Annotated in this window: 17 protein-coding genes; 1 reads left to right on the top strand and 16 read right to left on the bottom strand. The window is 45.1% G+C overall.

Going from position 1 to position 16411, the window contains the following annotated elements; all coding sequences use genetic code 11:
- Positions 1-14: 14 nt before the first annotated feature.
- From nifD to ACPUYX_RS01030, 8 genes are all read right to left on the bottom strand, one after another.
- Entirely contained in the window at positions 15-1451 is a 1437-nt protein-coding gene (gene nifD, locus ACPUYX_RS01065) for a nitrogenase molybdenum-iron protein alpha chain (RefSeq protein ID WP_426377898.1), read from the bottom strand.
- A 36-nt stretch (positions 1452-1487) separates the two neighbouring features.
- Positions 1488-2315 carry a nitrogenase iron protein gene (gene nifH, locus ACPUYX_RS01060; protein WP_426377897.1) on the bottom strand — a complete coding sequence of 276 codons (828 nt, stop codon included), beginning with the start codon at positions 2313-2315 and terminating at the stop codon, positions 1488-1490.
- A 232-nt stretch (positions 2316-2547) separates the two neighbouring features.
- On the bottom strand, positions 2548-2931 hold the full coding sequence (locus tag ACPUYX_RS01055; protein ID WP_426377896.1) for a P-II family nitrogen regulator: 384 nt from the start codon (positions 2929-2931) through the stop codon (positions 2548-2550).
- Positions 2932-2934: 3 nt separating this feature from the next.
- Complete coding sequence (locus ACPUYX_RS01050) at positions 2935-3252, bottom strand: P-II family nitrogen regulator (protein WP_088228787.1); 318 nt, start codon at positions 3250-3252, stop codon at positions 2935-2937.
- 425 nt (positions 3253-3677) lie between these two features.
- A complete protein-coding gene (locus ACPUYX_RS01045; protein ID WP_426377895.1) occupies positions 3678-4106 on the bottom strand; it encodes a HutP family protein in 429 nt (142 codons plus the stop codon).
- A gap of 278 nt (positions 4107-4384) precedes the next feature.
- Complete coding sequence (gene murJ / locus ACPUYX_RS01040) at positions 4385-5956, bottom strand: murein biosynthesis integral membrane protein MurJ (RefSeq protein WP_426377894.1); 1572 nt, start codon at positions 5954-5956, stop codon at positions 4385-4387.
- Positions 5957-6170: 214 nt separating this feature from the next.
- Positions 6171-7274 carry a stage II sporulation protein P gene (spoIIP, locus tag ACPUYX_RS01035; RefSeq protein ID WP_426377893.1) on the bottom strand — a complete coding sequence of 368 codons (1104 nt, stop codon included), beginning with the start codon at positions 7272-7274 and terminating at the stop codon, positions 6171-6173.
- A gap of 107 nt (positions 7275-7381) precedes the next feature.
- The gene (locus tag ACPUYX_RS01030) at positions 7382-7711 is read right to left on the bottom strand and encodes a phage holin family protein (protein WP_088228791.1); all 330 of its coding nucleotides are present in this window, start codon (positions 7709-7711) and stop codon (positions 7382-7384) included.
- 192 nt (positions 7712-7903) lie between these two features.
- On the opposite strand from ACPUYX_RS01030, the gene rpsT reads away from it, so the two are divergent.
- Complete coding sequence (gene rpsT, locus ACPUYX_RS01025) at positions 7904-8176, top strand: 30S ribosomal protein S20 (RefSeq protein WP_088228792.1); 273 nt, start codon at positions 7904-7906, stop codon at positions 8174-8176.
- Between the two features lie 94 nt (positions 8177-8270).
- On the opposite strand, the gene holA is transcribed toward rpsT, so the two are convergent.
- From holA to ACPUYX_RS00985, 8 genes are all read right to left on the bottom strand, one after another.
- Positions 8271-9269, bottom strand: a complete 999-nt coding sequence (holA, locus tag ACPUYX_RS01020; RefSeq protein WP_426377892.1) for a DNA polymerase III subunit delta — start codon at positions 9267-9269, stop codon at positions 8271-8273.
- 202 nt (positions 9270-9471) lie between these two features.
- Positions 9472-11976 (bottom strand): DNA internalization-related competence protein ComEC/Rec2, encoded by a 2505-nt coding sequence (locus ACPUYX_RS01015; RefSeq protein WP_426377891.1) that lies wholly within the window; start codon positions 11974-11976, stop codon positions 9472-9474.
- Positions 11973-12632: a helix-hairpin-helix domain-containing protein gene (locus ACPUYX_RS01010; RefSeq protein ID WP_426377890.1), complete on the bottom strand. Its 660-nt coding sequence runs from the start codon at positions 12630-12632 to the stop codon at positions 11973-11975. Before ACPUYX_RS01010 ends, ACPUYX_RS01015 begins: the two co-directional genes overlap by 4 nt.
- A 161-nt stretch (positions 12633-12793) precedes the next feature.
- Positions 12794-13336 (bottom strand): Uma2 family endonuclease, encoded by a 543-nt coding sequence (locus ACPUYX_RS01005; protein WP_426377888.1) that lies wholly within the window; start codon positions 13334-13336, stop codon positions 12794-12796.
- Positions 13337-13377: 41 nt separating this feature from the next.
- Positions 13378-13716: a hypothetical protein gene (locus ACPUYX_RS01000; protein ID WP_426377887.1), complete on the bottom strand. Its 339-nt coding sequence runs from the start codon at positions 13714-13716 to the stop codon at positions 13378-13380.
- 6 nt (positions 13717-13722) lie between these two features.
- Positions 13723-15048, bottom strand: a complete 1326-nt coding sequence (locus tag ACPUYX_RS00995; RefSeq protein WP_426378297.1) for a PhoH family protein — start codon at positions 15046-15048, stop codon at positions 13723-13725.
- A 246-nt stretch (positions 15049-15294) separates the two neighbouring features.
- Positions 15295-16002 carry an ion channel gene (locus tag ACPUYX_RS00990; protein ID WP_426377886.1) on the bottom strand — a complete coding sequence of 236 codons (708 nt, stop codon included), beginning with the start codon at positions 16000-16002 and terminating at the stop codon, positions 15295-15297.
- A gap of 90 nt (positions 16003-16092) precedes the next feature.
- Positions 16093-16245 (bottom strand): hypothetical protein, encoded by a 153-nt coding sequence (locus ACPUYX_RS00985; protein ID WP_426377885.1) that lies wholly within the window; start codon positions 16243-16245, stop codon positions 16093-16095.
- Positions 16246-16411 lie beyond the last annotated feature (166 nt).

The following is a 16411-nucleotide window of genomic DNA, read 5'->3' as shown; positions in this document are numbered from 1 at the left end:
CCTTTCTGCCCAACTTATTTAGCCCAGGGAGCTTTAATTGATTTCCAGGTAGGGCTGTTAATGGCCATATCCATATCCCGGGCGAAAATGGGGAACCCTTGGTAACCATGATACGGCCCTGAATAATCCCAGGAATGCATTTGCCGGAAAGGCAGACCCATCTTCTCAAAAACATATTTCTCTTTGATCCCTGATCCAACGAGATCAGGCTTAAGTTTATTAACAAATTCCTCAAGTTCATAGGCTGTTACATCATCGTAAATGAGGGTCCCGTCTTTAATGTTGGCCATAGTTTTGTCATAATCTTCGCCGTGGGCGAATTCGTAGCCCGTCCCGATAACCTCCATGCCCAAGTCCTCATAGGCTCCCACCACGTGCCTGGGGCGAAGCCCTCCTACATAAAGCATGACCTTTTTCCCCTCAAGACGCGGGCGATAAATCTCGATAACCTTCTGCATCTCTGCCTCATACTTTTCCAGAACGGCATGAGCTTTTTCCATAATGTAGTCATCAAACATGGCAGCAATTTTAAGAACCGATTCTCTGATCTTTGTCGGGCCGAAGAAGTTGAACTCCAGCCAGGGAGTACCATAAGTTTCCTCCATGTGACGGGCCATGTAATTCATACTGCGATAACAGTGAATTAAGTTCAGCTTGACAAGATGCCCATTTTGCAGCATTTCTACAGTAGAATCCCCGGTCCAGATATTAACAACGTTTAAGCCCATTTCCTCCAGAATTTTTTTACTGGCCCAAGCATCGCCGCCGATGTTGTAATCCCCGATAATCCCGACATCGTAGGGACCGACGTCTCGTTTCGGACCTTTGCCAATGAGGTGATCGCGGATGGCGTCATTGGCAATATGATGACCCAATGACTGACTGATGCCCCGAAATCCCTCACAGCGAACGGGAATGACCGGCAGCTTCAGATTCTCAGTCATGCGCCGCGCCACGCTCTCAATGTCATCACCGATCAACCCTACAGGACATTCCGAGAGGACAGAAACCCCTTTGGTATTGGGAAACAGCTCCACAACCTCTTCAATAACTTTCTCCAGCTTTTTGTCTCCGCCGTAGATGATATCGCTCTCCTGAAAGTCTGTAGTGAATAAAAAGGGGACAAAGTTGTCTATACCGATCTCGCCTTCCGCCAGATTCCTGCGGTTAGCCCAGGAGTAAAACCCGCACCCCACAGGCCCGTGGGAAATATGGGTAATGTCTTTTACCGGCCCCCAAACAACTCCCTTGGCTCCCGCATAAGCGCACCCCCGGGCAGTCATCAGCCCCGGAACTGTTTTGGCGTTTGATTTAACAGCACAGCTGGAGCACTCATTATTTTCTTTGACGGTGATATGTTTTCTCCGATTCTTTTTGGCCTTCTCCGGATAAATCTCCAATACTTCTTCCACAACCTGTTTCCGGAAATCCGTTGTCTCTAATACACTCATAAGGCTGTCCTCCCTCATTTCCATCGCTGCCCGTTATTACATTTCCATAATGCCGAATTCCATCATTAAGGCTTCTAATTCATCCATGCTGAGCGGAGTCGGGATGGTCAGCTGGGTATTATTCTCAATTTTTTTGGCCAATTCTCGATATTGATCTGCCTGAGGATGGCTGGGATTATATTGAATTACCGTTTGTTTGCGCACTTCAGCTCGCTGAACCTCATTATCCCGGGGCATAAAGTGAATCATTTGGGTATTTAACGCTTTAGCCAAGGCCTCAATCAATTCCTGTTCTTTGTCCACAACACGGCTGTTGCAAATTAAACCGCCCAAACGCACCGTTCCGGTCAGGGCATATTTGAGAATCCCCTTCGAAATATTGTTGGCAGCATACATCGCCATCATCTCGCCGGAAGTTACAATATAAATTTCCTTCGCTTTGTTTTCACGGATCGGCATGGCAAACCCGCCGCAAACAACGTCTCCTAAAACATCGTAGAAAACATAATCGGTATCCGAGGTATAAGCTCCGTTTTCCTCCAGGAAGTTAATCGCCGTGATAACCCCTCGGCCTGCGCAGCCTACCCCTGGTTCCGGCCCCCCTGATTCGGAACAGCGAATACCTAAAAAACCTTCAACTAAAACATCTTCCAGTTCCAAATCTTCCACAGTCCCCCGCTCACGGGCCAAATCCATCACTGTCGTTTGAGCCTTGCTGTTGAGAATCAAGCGCGTGGAATCCGCTTTAGGGTCACAACCCACGACTGTAACTTTTCTTCCCATTTCAGCCAGAGCCACCACTGTATTTTGGGTGGTCGTTGATTTGCCGATACCACCTTTTCCGTAAATTGCAATTTGCCTCATGACAATACATCTCCTTTATCTCTAACCTTTCAATAGGAAATTTGCACCTTTTACCATCCTAACTGTTATTTTTCACCCCTCTCAGGGACTGCTTAACTCTTAACTCTTAACTCTTAACTCTTAACTCTTAGCTCTTAACTCTTAACTCTTAGCTCTTAACTTTTGGCTCTTAACTTTTGGCTCTTAACTTTTGGCTCTTAACTTTTGGCTCTTAACTTTCGACTCTTAATACTTAAACCACCGCATCGCTTCCGGTTTCTCCGGTACGCACCCGCACAACTTCTTTCAGCGGACAGACAAAGATTTTCCCGTCTCCCATATGCCCCGTCTGGTTTGCTTTAATAATTAAATCCACAACCTCCTGAACTTGATCATCCTGTACCACGATGGTTAACAGCCGTTTGGGAATCCAGTGGAATTGGGACTCATCCGGGTGTACCTGATCAATCACAGTATTCAATTCCGGATCAACCTCAGCGGCCCATCCTCCAATTCCACCTTGTTTGCCACGGCCCTCGACGCTTTGAATGGTGAGGGCGGGAAATCCGGCATCTTCGAAGACTTTCTTAGTGGCGGGAACTTGATGCCGCCGTATAAATGTCATAATTTCTTTCATAAATTACAACCCCTTTGTTCCAGAACTTACGGTATAAGCCTCTTCCACTTCCGTCACAAAAATTTTCCCATCCCCCATGGTTCCCGTTTTTGCTTTTTCCAGGATAATGGAAATGGCCTCTTCCAGTTTGTAATCTTCGATCACTAAAAGCAGAAGCGTCTTGGGAAACTCATCGTATACAACGTCGCCAATTCGGATTCCTTTTGTTCTGCCGCGCCCAAAGACATGCATTTTCGTTAAGGAAGGCATCCCTGCCTGAGCCAGGGACTCAGCAACCTCCTCCGTTTTATCCGGCCTGACAATTGCTCTAATCATTTTCATAGAAATCATCCTCCTTCAAGTTTTGGATTAATGTGCTTTTTACTATAAGTCCACCGGAACTTAGGTAAACGATCAATCGCATCACCTCCTGCAATAATCCTTCGCAACAGAATCCCGTAGAATTGTGTTGTAAGCAAATATCCTTGAGATAAGTCTTTAGAAAAAGACAAAGAGAGCCCTAATTCCTAAAATTAAGGGCTCTCTAAAACACTTTTCCGCTCCAAACCATTCCTTAGTTTGGTGCCCGGTTATTCAATTATCCCAATATGGGCAAAATCACTATTCCTCTTCAACACAATTACACAATTGTTACACGCTAAATTAATAATCACCCTTTGGATTCCAACTTCCCCCTGATTAAACCCACTTCAATAAATTCTAAAACTCTAACGGCGACTCCTATAAACGGGTATCCCTCTTTATTATCAAAGATGCATAAATCCCAAACCCACACGGGAATGTTCTAATAGAGGGTGTAAAGACGAACGGCCGAAAATTGCTACCGCAATCCACTCCGTATCCGTTGTTAAACCGATTTTCAGGGCAAAACTGGCATTGCTGTTCGTATGAATAAAAATACTGTTGCTGGCTTCCAGCGTTGCATGGATCAGAGCGTGAATTTTACGGCCTTCCTTGGGAATTACTCCTGTGTTAAATGCTGCCGAGATCACTGAATTGGTCAGTTTACCCGTATGCTGCAAGGTCGAGACCATTCCTCCAAGTTCCGTCACCCCGCAGCGAATACCTGTAGATTCCTGAAGAGCTTTCTTGAGCCTTTCTTCTTCCTCTCTCGTTTCAGTCATAGCTAAAAGGATCGCGGAACGTTCCAAGGAAGGCTTCGTTTTAACTTTCACAGAACATGCCCTCCCCTTTAACGACAAAAAAAGCCGCCAGATATCATTAAGATATCTCGACGGCTCCATTGCCTCTTGGTTAACTAATAATAGTTATAATACCTAAGAATCAGGTTTTTGTCACAGCTGATATGTTTCCATATTCCAGGAAATAGGGATATTTAACAAGCATTTCATAATAGAATCGTTTAAATCCATCCATTTACGAAAAGTTTCAGTAAACTCGACCCACCCCACTTATCGAAGTGGAGGTCTTAAAAACCGGATAAATCATAGCCTTAATGAGCTCTCTTAAACCTCCGCTGCAGTAAGCCAACGGTCTGTTCAAACTCCTCCATTTTCAAGACCTTTGCCGAAATGCCAAAGACTACAGCCCCCAGAACCGTACCGGAAATCAAGACAATCAGCGAAGAAATAGTTTTAACCCCTAAAAACCTCGTTGTCCACTGACTCCAAATCCAAATAACAAAGGCCATAAGCAAAGAAGAAAACAGCGTCTTTAGGCCGGTTATCAGCATACTTCTCCCATCCATTTTGCCCAATTTCTTACGCAGGACATAGAACAGCAACAACATATTGACAACGGCTGAGACCGTATCGGCCAGAGCAAGTCCTCCAGCAGCGAGAGGATGAACCAGCAAAAACATGCATAAAATATCAATAGCCATGGAAATCAGGCCCAAAATCACCGGTGTCCATGTATCCTGCAGGGCATAGAAAGCCCGGGGCAAAATCTGAATCACAGACTGAGCCGAAATTCCTAAACAGAAATAAAGCAGCGGGACTGTTGTCCGCGCTGTATCCTCAGCCGTAAAATGCCCGTGTTGAAAGAGTGCTCGTATGAGTGGAAAGCGCAGAACAATCATGCCTACAGAAACCGGAAGGGTAATAAAAACCACCATGCGGATCGTCCGGGAAATCGTTTCACGCAGACCGTCCCATTGCTTTAACGCCGCTTGCTCTGTCATCGTTGGGAAAGCGGCCACTGCAATTGCTAAAGCAAAGATGCCAACGGGCATTTGGAAGAGACGCGACGAATACCAAATAGCGGAAATACTTCCCGGAAAAAGAGTTGAGCCAAAGTTATTATTCACAGCAATCTGAATTTGATTTAAGGAATAACTCAAAATAATCGGCACAGCCAAGGCAGCAATCCGGCGCACACCGGGATGATGCCAATCAATAATCGGGTGATAACGTACCCCTACTTTACGCAGGGCAGGAATCTGGATCGCAAAATTGACCAAAGCACCGACAACTACCCCTACGGCAAACCCGGAAATACTTTCTGGTTTCGCTGGGTTCGCCAAAATTGTTCCAAAGAATATAACACTGGCATTATAAAAGACTGTGCCTAAGGCCGAAGGCCAAAAGATTTTATAAGAATTCAGAACGCCCATCGTCAAGCCGCTGAAGGCCATAAACAAGGGCTGCATCAACAAAATTCGCGTTAAGTGAGTTGTCATCGCAATATCTTTGGCTTGAAACCCCGGAACCATAAGCTTTAAGAACTCCGGTGTGAAAAAAAGCCCAAACAAGACGAATACCCCAAGAACAAGAAAAATGATATTCACAACTGAGCTGACGACACGCCAGCCTTCATCTTCGTTGCCTTGAGCAATATATTCGGAGAAAACAGGAATAAAAGCAGCACTCAAAACCCCGCCTACCAATAACCAATAGAGCAAGTCAGGGAGAATAAACGCCGTATTATAGGCATCCGTAACTCGACTCTGCCCAAAAAACCCTGCAATTAACGTTTCCCGCAAAAAACCTAGGAGTCGCGAAGCCATTTGTGCTGCCATTAAAAATCCGGCAGCTTTTAAAAGTGTACGGTTCGTTGATGACATCTCTAACCTCTTCTCCCCATCATCCTAGTCTTACCTTCCGCATTATAGCATTTTTCAGGGGATAAAGAAAACGGACACAATTTTATTCATCGGTGGTACTGTTTGCGACATGTACCGTAATACTAAATGATTCTTCCTTCTTATTCTTTAACCGCGTTAGCAAGAAGTCCCCACTTCAACGTTCGCAGAACGTAGTGAGAGGAGCATGTTCACGTTATCTATTAGACGTTCCTTTAAGATAATCCGCCAAAATATCAGCGACGGCTTCAGCTGTGCCGTTGGCTTCCGCTAATGTGTTGAGCTGACTCCCAAATTCCAGCAATATCCCGCCATTGGAAAGGTGTTGATTGTAGCGGGCATCATCGGCATAACTTATATTCTCTTCAAAAAGCCCGGGATATTTCTTATTTCCTAAAGCAATAAGTTCTTTAGCCAAAGCATCATTGATTTGCCAATGCGGATTTTTCTTGCCAATAACAACCATTGCCGGACTGACGTCTTTACCATTAACGCTGACTGTCTCTTTGGACACCCCCGGCGGGAATCCATCCCGATGAAGGTCTATTAAGATTTTAATGGTTGGATAATCTTTAAGTAGTTTCGCTGCCGTATTAACAGAGCGGGAATATGCCGTCATAAAATTCTCCCCATCATGGATGGTCAAAGAATGAGCCGCTCCAATGCCATGTTGCTCCAAGGCCTTTTTCAAAGTTTCTCCTACCGTCACCACGTCTCCATTTTCTCCTTGCTCGCGGTCGGGGCCTCCATCTCCGGAATAACATTCACTGTTATGCGTATTGTAAATTCCTACAAGAACGTCCTTGGCTCCGGAGACCGGCGGCGCAGGAGTCGTTGCCGCATTATTATTCACTTTAGGAGGGCTTTCAATAGGTTCCAGTATCGGTCCCTCAAACTCCGGATCTTTAGGATTATAAGCCCACCCCAACCAAGTCGGCCCTTCAGGAGGCGGAGAAAAATAACTAAGAAAAAATGTGCGAGGATCGGCAACATTAACACCTGTCAATAAATACATACCCGTAGCTAAGCTCTGACTCCTAACCTCATCTAAGCGTGCACGCTGCGGTTGAGAGTAGCCCGGAATTCCTTCCAACATGATCGCCTCAAAAGGAAAGGATTGCTGTGTTAAAAATTGGACAAATTGTACTGAACTTTCATTTTTAACGGAATATATAAAGCTTAGCAGAACGAGGCAGCTAACCAGGCCAAAAAACAATCCTCTCATCCATTCTTTAAATTTCCAGCCTTTGATTTTTTTATTATTGTAATGATTATAATGATAATAATTTTCCCGCAACAAAGAACTTGTCCCCCTTTCTCCTATTGAAGAAATATGAGGGACAAGTCTTAAGTAGAACTAAAAAGTAATTCTGTTTAGACGTTTATCGTCTTGTTAGCCCCAAATAATTAACGGAGTGTTGTCGGTACAAAACTATCCACAATTCCAATAACCAGGGAAGCTAACAGAGCCCCAATAATGGAAACTGAAATGGAACCGGGAACGATAAACTGGCTCAAATAAATAACTACAGCTGCCGTTATAAAGCCAATAGAACCTCGTCCCATCCGTGAAACCTTGTTCCCAAAGGCCAATTCAACCAGATACCCAATAACAGCAATCACCACCGCTGCAATTAGGGCACCTGTGAAACCGGCGACTCGCAAGCCGGGAACAATGTAGCTTACTAATAACAAAACCAAAGCAGATACGATAAACCTTACGATCATACCTATCATTGATAGACCCCTCCTTATTTATTTTCTCGCTTTTTTGAAAGCAATTTTAAACTACGAAACTAGTTTTAACAAAAAACAAGAAATTTATTTATTCCATTCTCATCCTAATTTACCTTGATAATTTTAAATCAAAATGTTAAAATGTAGTTTGTGTACAACTGAGGATATCGCAACCAAAGGGGGTGACTATTAGTGCCAAACATTAAATCTGCCATCAAAAGAGTCGAGTTGGGAAAAGCTCGCATGATTAAGAATGCTGCTGCGAAATCAGCTTTACGTACGACCATTCGACGTTTTGAAGAGTCAATCAGCACAGATTCTGAGACTGCAGCACTCGCTTTGAAAAAGGCTACTCGTGCTTTGGATAAAGCCTCCTCCAAGGGTTTAATTCATAAGAACCTAGCAGCTCGCAAAAAGTCCCGTCTGACTAAGAGATTCAAAACCCAATTTTCTAAAGTAGGTTAAGTTTATATTTCTTACGATGACACAAAAAGAGAGCGACGATTAATCGTCGCTCTCTTTTTGCGTTTTTTAGCTCTAAAAAGTAATTTGTATTTTTTTACTCACAAAATTTCACAATCATGACTTCCAATAAAAGCCCTGAATCCCCGCCGCTTGTTTTAAGGGCCAGATCTGTCTTCAAACATTCTTGCAGCCCGCGGGTTAATTTCTCTGTCGAGAGATGAAGGGATTGCTGCCATAACTTTTGAGCTTCAAAGGGTGAAATCCCCAAAGAAGAAGGAGCCTCAGATACACTTCCGCCCCGTTCTCGTAAAGCATTACAGCCTAAGAGCAGCCGTACTTGACGAACCAGCAACGTTAGCACCTTCAGTGGATGTTCCTTGCGCAGAACTTCATGCAAGGCCATAATTGCCTCCTTGACAGAGCGCTTCGCCACCGCATCAAGAAGTTGAAAGACACTCGCCTCAATAGTTTGGGTCGTCACTGCTTTAAAGTCGTCTACTGTGATCGTCTTCCGATCTCCCGTATAAATCTCAAGTTTATCTAATTCTCGGCTTAGGACACCCGTATTATGCCCGGCCCATTCAATAAATTGAGAAACAGTCTGACGGCTCATTGTTTTTCCGCGAAGTTTTACTTCATCTTGCAGCCATTCGATCCATTCCTGCGGTCGTTTGGGAGAGCGAAACTCCAGAATTTCCCCGGCTCGATCGAGAGCCTTATAAAGCTTCCTCCCTTTATGGACATTTTCCGCCAGAAACAGAAGACAAGTCGAAGGATTAGGATTCGTGAGATAGCCCAGCAAAGGCTCGAGATCAGCAGTCTGTCCGTCTTGAAAATAAGTAACTTCTTCAACCACAACTAAACGATTGGCAAAAAAAGACATAGAATTAGCCACTTCACAAATATCACCAGGAGCAACAATCTTCGCCGAAACACGTTCGATCCCGCTCCCGGAAGGATCTGTCTGAAGATAGAAGGACTTAAGAACATCATAGGCCTCTTGCATCAAAAAACGGTCTTCACCATACCATAAACAAACGGGTGGAATCTTACCCTTTGCCACACTCGCCTTAACTTGCTCAATTTCTTTCATGAAATCCACCCCCCTTTGCTCATTTTAATCGAGACCTCAAAAAAAAGCCAGATTTTACTCCTCAGACTTGTACGAAAAAAAGCCCTCCACGACTCATGATCGTGAAGGGGCAAAAGAAAGAGGAGGAGAAAAGAGATGTTCCTTGTTATTCTTACCCAATATTTCCTTTTTATACATAAAAGTCTGGCTCAGAAGAACTTTTTTAAGATGCTTGTCTGCCAGGAATAATTTCTATCATTCCTGCTTTAAATAAAACTCTTAACGTACCCTGCTCATCAGTGCGATAGACCGGAATGTGACGATCACCCCAGTACTGCAAAACCTCAGGAGCCGGATGGCCAAAAGTATTTTTACCAACTGAAATAATCACAGCACTTGGATGGAGCCTATCAAGCCAGGATCTGTCCAGAGAAAAACGGCTTCCGTGGTGAGGCTCCTTGAAAACGTCTGCTTCAAAAGTCTCTCCCGCAGCTGCGATCTCTGCCATTTCTTCTTGCTCCATATCCCCAGTTAAAAATACCTTCTGTCCTGAATAATTGAGCATCATCACCAAAGAATTATTGTTGGGATCCGAATGAGTGTTAGCGAGAACTTCTTGGGGGCCAAAAACCTCCAAGAAAGCTCCGGAATCCAACTCAATACGATCTCCCCTTTGTAATGTCTTCAATAATGGGGAATGAACAGTCAAACCTGCAGGAAGTCCCCCTTCCCATTCTTCATTCTCTAGACGCTCCCCCACGTTGGGTACCCCAATCCAATCAGTAGGAATCACATTTAAGACAGCTCGAATTCCCCCGATGTGATCCTGATCTTCATGAGTAATCAATACAGCATCTAAATGACCGATTCCCCTTTTCAACAAATAGGGCAAAACGATCCGCTCCCCCGTATCAAAACTCTGACTGCGCGGACCGGCATCAATTAAGAGGGCATGTTGTTCAGGAGTTCGAATTAAAATTGAATCTCCTTGTCCTACATCAATCAAATCCACTTCCAACTCCCTTGAAAAATTCCAAGGACTCCAAAGCAGAACGAACATGAACAAAAGACCGCTAGAACACCAAAAATACAAACGTTGCCTTTTAATTGCTAAACCGCTTTGAGAAATACCTTCACTCAAAGCCCTTAATCCATGACTAATTTCAGCGCATCGCAACGTCATAAGCTTTAGTGCGGCTGCTTCCAGTCGTCGTTTCAAAAAAAGCAGCCAGACATTAAAACTAAAAAACGTCCGCTCCTTTCCCCAGAGAAGAACCCCAATGGTTCCGTACCAGACCAAGCCAAAAAGCGGTCCCGGACTAACAATCCAGACATCTGCCCAAGGAACGCCGGCCAGTACCTTCAAAACCCCGTTTGCCCCTCCCAAAAGCCAGAGACTAACCTGGAAAAGCGGTGCACACAGACGCCAGGAGAATGAGGCAATAACTCCAATCAAGCCTATCTCCAGCACACTTCCTAGCAGAAAAAGAATCAGCACATTAGCCAGGAGCCCGATGAGAGACAACCGGTGAAAAGCCGTTACGAGCAGAGGCAGCGTAGCCACTTGAGCCCCTATGGTGCTTGCCAAAACCGTTCGAAATAAAGCAGGAACCCTTTGCAGGCAAGCTGTTTGCAAAAACCTGGGCACAAGTACAACCAGACCCCAGGCCGCACTAAAAGACAGCTGAAAGCCAAGATCCCGAATCAGCAAAGGATTAAAGATAAATAAGCCAGCACCGCTAAAGAACAACCAACGAAGGGCTGCCACCCTTCCCCGGCCAAGACGTCCTAAAAGAACAGCAACTCCTAAGACAGTTGCCCGGATAATGGGAGCATTTCCCCCGCATAAAGCACCATAAAGAATCAGTGCCAGAATCGACCCAATAATCCGCAGCCGTTTCGGCAGGAAACCCAAAACCAGCCAAGCCAATCCCATGACAAAAGCAACATTTGATCCCGAGGCGGCAAAAACATGCAGAACACCAGTTACCTTATAGCGCTCTTGGATTTCAGAAGGAATATGACTGGAATCGCCAAAGAAAATCCCTTCGAGAACTCCTGTTTCCTGAGGATCCCATGCTTCTAACTGTCTATGAACGTTGTGGCGTATTTTCCAAGTCAAAGACGGCTCTCCGAGAGCAGCCAGCTTAGCATCCCCCTGCGCTGTCAACGTTCCGCTAAGCCCCCTGACCGCATTGTACAAGCGCAAATCAAAACCGCCTGGTGTACCCACCGGCTTCGGCCTCTCCAAACGACCCAAAAATTCAACCCGATCTCCCGGCTGAACCCCTTGCCATTGTCCAGGTACTTTCCCCTCTTTATCCGCATAGACAACTAAGCGATAAGACTGACCTCCCAGCTCTTCCCGTAGCTCACCGTCCGCCACAGCCCTTTCAACCAAGAGTACCCCGACGCTCTTATCTCTCCCCACATCCCAATCCCTAAGAGTCCCGGTGACTTCAACCCTATTCAAAGTCAGCGGCTCCAACAGCATTCTATCAGCTAAAGCCCCATACATATAACCCAACAAAAGAGTAACAGCCAACAACAAAAACTCCGGCCGATATACTTTGCCCATAAAATCACGAGGCCGCCAAAAAAAGACCAAGCGCAGCCCCAATAAGCAGAGAACACCAAACACCCAAAAGCGCAGAGACTCAGGCATCAAAGCAGCGCAAAGCCCCCCGCCTAATAAAGCAGCCGAACGTCCAACCCAGGGATCTCTCATGGCCCTACCGTTACTTGCGCAGCCATTTTCTCATAGGTCTTCGCACCAATACCCGAAACATTCTGCAGATCTTCCGGCTGGGAAAAAAACCCGTGCTCCGTCCGGTACTGAACAATCCTCCCTGCCAACGCCGGTCCCACACCAGGCAGCTTGTCCAGCTCAGTAACCCCGGCCGTATTAATATTTATCTTACCCTCAGCAGATCCCGCACTAACCTTTCCCGTACTCATTCCCCCGGCACTCACCGCACCACCACTTCCGGAAACCTCTCCTGCCCCCTTCGTCACACTACCATTTTCAGCACTGCCTCCCGTCGGGGAAGTTCCGACACCTCCGTTTAACGAAGCAGAAAGATTCTTATAAGGCACCGTAATCTTCTGCCCATCCTTGAGGCGTTCTGCCGGATTCATACTCTCCAAATTAGCCTCCGGTAAAAGATGAACCTGTTTCAAAGCATCATCCAAACGTGCATCCGGCGCTAGATGAACAAGCCCTGGGGTTTTAACGGCTCCGGCAACGTAAACGACAATTTCGCGGTTAGCAGCAGATTTTTGCAAATAGGCATTTGTGCCATGGGGCAAAAACAGCTTCCAGATGGCCAAAACCACCAGCACAAAAAGGACAAACCACCAAACCTTACGCAGCTTACGCTCCATTGACCGAACCCCCATTCAGGTTACCATTGGTGACTATTAGTTCTGCACTCGTATCTGCGAAAACACCATAATTCCCTCTCTAACTTCGCAATCCATTACAAGCCCATATAAATGATAAAGGCTCAGTCACAACTAATGATTGAAATTCACACACTTCTACCCTAAACAAATATATCGCTTAATTCTACACTTAAACCTTCAAATAAATATGACCTAGCAACATCGTGATATATCATTTGTTCATCGGAAACAAAGTTCCAGACTGTGATGCATTTTGATTTTGGATCAATGATCCAGTATTCCTTCACTCCTGACCGTTTGTACAGAGCAGCCTTTTCGATGTTATCAGCATAAACCGAAGATGGTGAAACAACCTCGACGATCAGTACTGGAATCTCCTCAATGAAAGTTGAATTTATGTCGTTGTTACCACAAACCACCGTAATGTCAGGGATCACATCCCCAATTTTCCTTTTTTCATCATCCAAAAACCTGATATTAACTCCTTGTAACATCTGGTAATTCTTATCCGTAAAATGTCCATCCAAAATTTTAGCCACTTGAAAACAAATTCGCTGATGTAGGGGTGACGGCGCTGGAGTCATATACACGATGTTATCAATAAACTCCACTTTATCATTACTTGCTTCTCTGAGTTTAAGAAAGTCCTCGTAAGAAATGGTTCTGGCTTTTACAAGGGCCATATCGCTTCTCCCTATTTTACATATATTACAAGTCAATTATATCACAGAGATTTTTCTTTGCTAAAAAACATTAAATTAGCAACCATCTGCTGTGACAGAGCCATGCAACTCCTATTTAATTTTGATTTCGGTAAATTCCCTCTTTTTCCTGCTGCAAAGTATTTCTTATCCTGTCGAATAAGCAAGGGATTCCATTTTGAGATGCAAACAGCCTCTTTGCTCGACCCCTTAGCCAGGGACGCAGTGTCAGGCAGCGCGAGGTCTTTACGTAAGCAGTCAGCAAACTCCGTGAAAGCGACTTGACCCCAGACTCGGGGCGGCTCGCAGGTCCCCTCTCGCCATCCATGGCCGTCGGACGTGCGCCGCCGCCATAGCGCCATCTCCCTCTAAAGCAAGCTTGCTGCCCTTGTTGCCAAATCGCTCCGTTCCCCGTGAATCAGCCGCACCTGGCCATAGAACGGCTGCCCTTTCAGCCGTGAGGCAATATACGCCAACCCATTACTTTCCCTATCCAAATACGGATGATCAATCTGATCCGTATCCCCGCAAAGAACAATTTTCGTCCCCTCACCGGCACGCGTTATAATCGTCTTAACCTCATGGGCCGTCAGATTCTGAGCCTCATCAATAATCAAAAATTGATTAGGAATACTCCGTCCCCGAATATATGTGAGCACTTCAATTTCCAGCTGTTTTTTCTTAATCAGCAGATCAATGGCACTCTCCACAATAGACTCACTGTTTCGCTCCCGTTCCTTATCCCGCTTCGACCTTAACAAAAACTCCAGATTGTCATAAATAGGCTGCATATAGGGACGTACCTTTTGTTCCTTTTCCCCGGGAAGAAAACCAATATCTTTGCCAAAAGGAATTATTGGCCGGGCACAAAGCAGCCGAACATATTTCTCAGCGTGAACCGTCTGTTCCAAACCACTCGCTAAAGCAAGCAGGGTCTTCCCCGTCCCCGCCGGACCCATCAGATTGACCAACTTTATTTCCGGATTGTGGAGCATCTCCAAAGCCCAGGACTGTTCCATATTTTTAGGCCGAATATCCCAGGAAGCCCGTCCTTGCCCCAGGCAATAAATCAGCTTATTGCCATCCGGCGACGCAACAAGCGGGAGGACACATTGATCACTCAAAACCGTCTTAATACAGCCATTGGCCGGTAAAGGCTCTTGCCAATAAATAAAGTTATTCCGGTATAGTTCATCGATCTGCTCATCTTCCAGGGATAAAGTCAAAACTTCATCCGTAATCTGAGTCATAGCCACCTTGTCATTATAATAATCCTCCGTCAAAATTCCCAAAGCATCAGCTTTAACACGCATAGCAATATCCTTCGTAACCAATATCACACTGCGCTCATCCTCATGGGCCAAACTTAAGGAAACTGCCAAAATTCTATTATCCGCTAAACCCATATCGGACTTAAGCGGAAGAATTTCCTTTGAATAATGATTAAGTTCAATCCGAATTATTCCCCCGCCTGGTAAAGGGACTCCTTGAGAAAGCTGACCGGAATTCCGCAAATAATCCAGATTTCGAACAGCCTCCCGAGCCGCTCGGCCAACATTATCCTGCTGACGTTTTTTGCCTTCGATTTCCTCTAAAACAACAAACGGAATAACGACCTCATTATCCTGGAATTGAAAAATCGCTCTCGGGTTATGCAATAATACACTTGAATCGAGCACATAGACCTTTTGCAAACTAACACATCCTTTTTGCCCCTCTTCTAATAACATATTCCATAACTTCCCAAATATCTTTAGAAATCCATTACTGCATGTAAACTTATCTCATTTAATCTATATTCCATAATGAAATAACCATGACCAGCATACGGAAACCAACAAAAAAAGCCATGCTCTGAAAAAGCATGACAAAATCCTTCTAGCTTACATAAGAGTCAGCGAACTTCCTAAATCTAGGTTGGTAATCTTTAATTCGCACATTTAGGGATCAGCAAAAAAGACGATCCCCATTGTAAAGATATATATAAAGAATAGAACTTCGAGAGTTACTAAAATTCTTGAGGCATTACTTATTGGCGAGAAGTCTCCCATGCTTGCAGTAGCAAACGTTGTAATACTAAAATAAACAAAAGTAAATAATTCGGAGACAATGTCGTTTCCGAAATTGCTTCCTGTAAAACTTCCCGGAACCATGTGATATTCAAGGTCATAAGCAGCTGCAAAATAAATTAACAAAAGAGTAATGGCAGAGACCGTAGGAATAAATGCAGTAAGCAAATGCCCATCTGTTGATGATAAGACCCTATACACATAGTAAGAGACACCAGCAGTTGCGACTATCGAATAAATAACGACTACAGCCGAGCCAACCGGCGTATTTTGAGGCTCCGGATATCCTTCAAAACCCTCATTATCGTTCTCATCATTCCATTGCTTATGGTTTGCCATAAGCAGCAATAAGATCGCAGCTCCGGCCCCAACAGCCGCAGGCAGCAAAGGCCAAATTTCAGCAACTACAATATCTCGCTCCGATAATCCGCCAGATTCACGCTCAGGTTTTGGGAAAGGTTTAGAATAGGTGAAGGATGCCTCTCCCTTCTCGACATTTGATGAACTTATAGGATCTGGATGTGGCGGATACCAAATATGCGGAGGCCATTGGCCCTTTAATTTATCCTGCTGACCCATTCCATCACCTCCTCATACCACCATATTATTCCAAATAGATCATTTCTGTGTTACTTACCCCTCTCGTCCACAAAAAAAGACGGTGCACATTTATGTGCCGTCTCCCAAAACCACACTTATAAGACTTACCCGCGCCATTCCCCGACCCTTTAGCCAGGGACGCAGTGTCAGGCAGCGCGAGGTCTTTACGTAAGCAGTCAGCAAACTCCGTAAATGCAGCAGCCCATCATTTGCATCGAACATTCAATCAGACACAAACACAAAAAAATCTCCACTTATCCCCTCGTCCACAAAAAAAGACGGCGCACATTTATGTGCCGTCTCCCAAAACCACACCTTATAAGACTTACCCGCACCGTTCCCCGACCCTTTAGCCAGGGACGCAGTGTCAGGCAGCGCGAGGTCTTTA

This window comes from Desulfosporosinus sp. SYSU MS00001 (assembly GCF_049943955.1).
Taxonomy (GTDB): domain Bacteria; phylum Bacillota; class Desulfitobacteriia; order Desulfitobacteriales; family Desulfitobacteriaceae; genus Desulfosporosinus.
The sequence above is the reverse complement of the archived record's forward strand: the minus strand, read 5'-3'. Positions and strand labels throughout refer to the sequence as shown.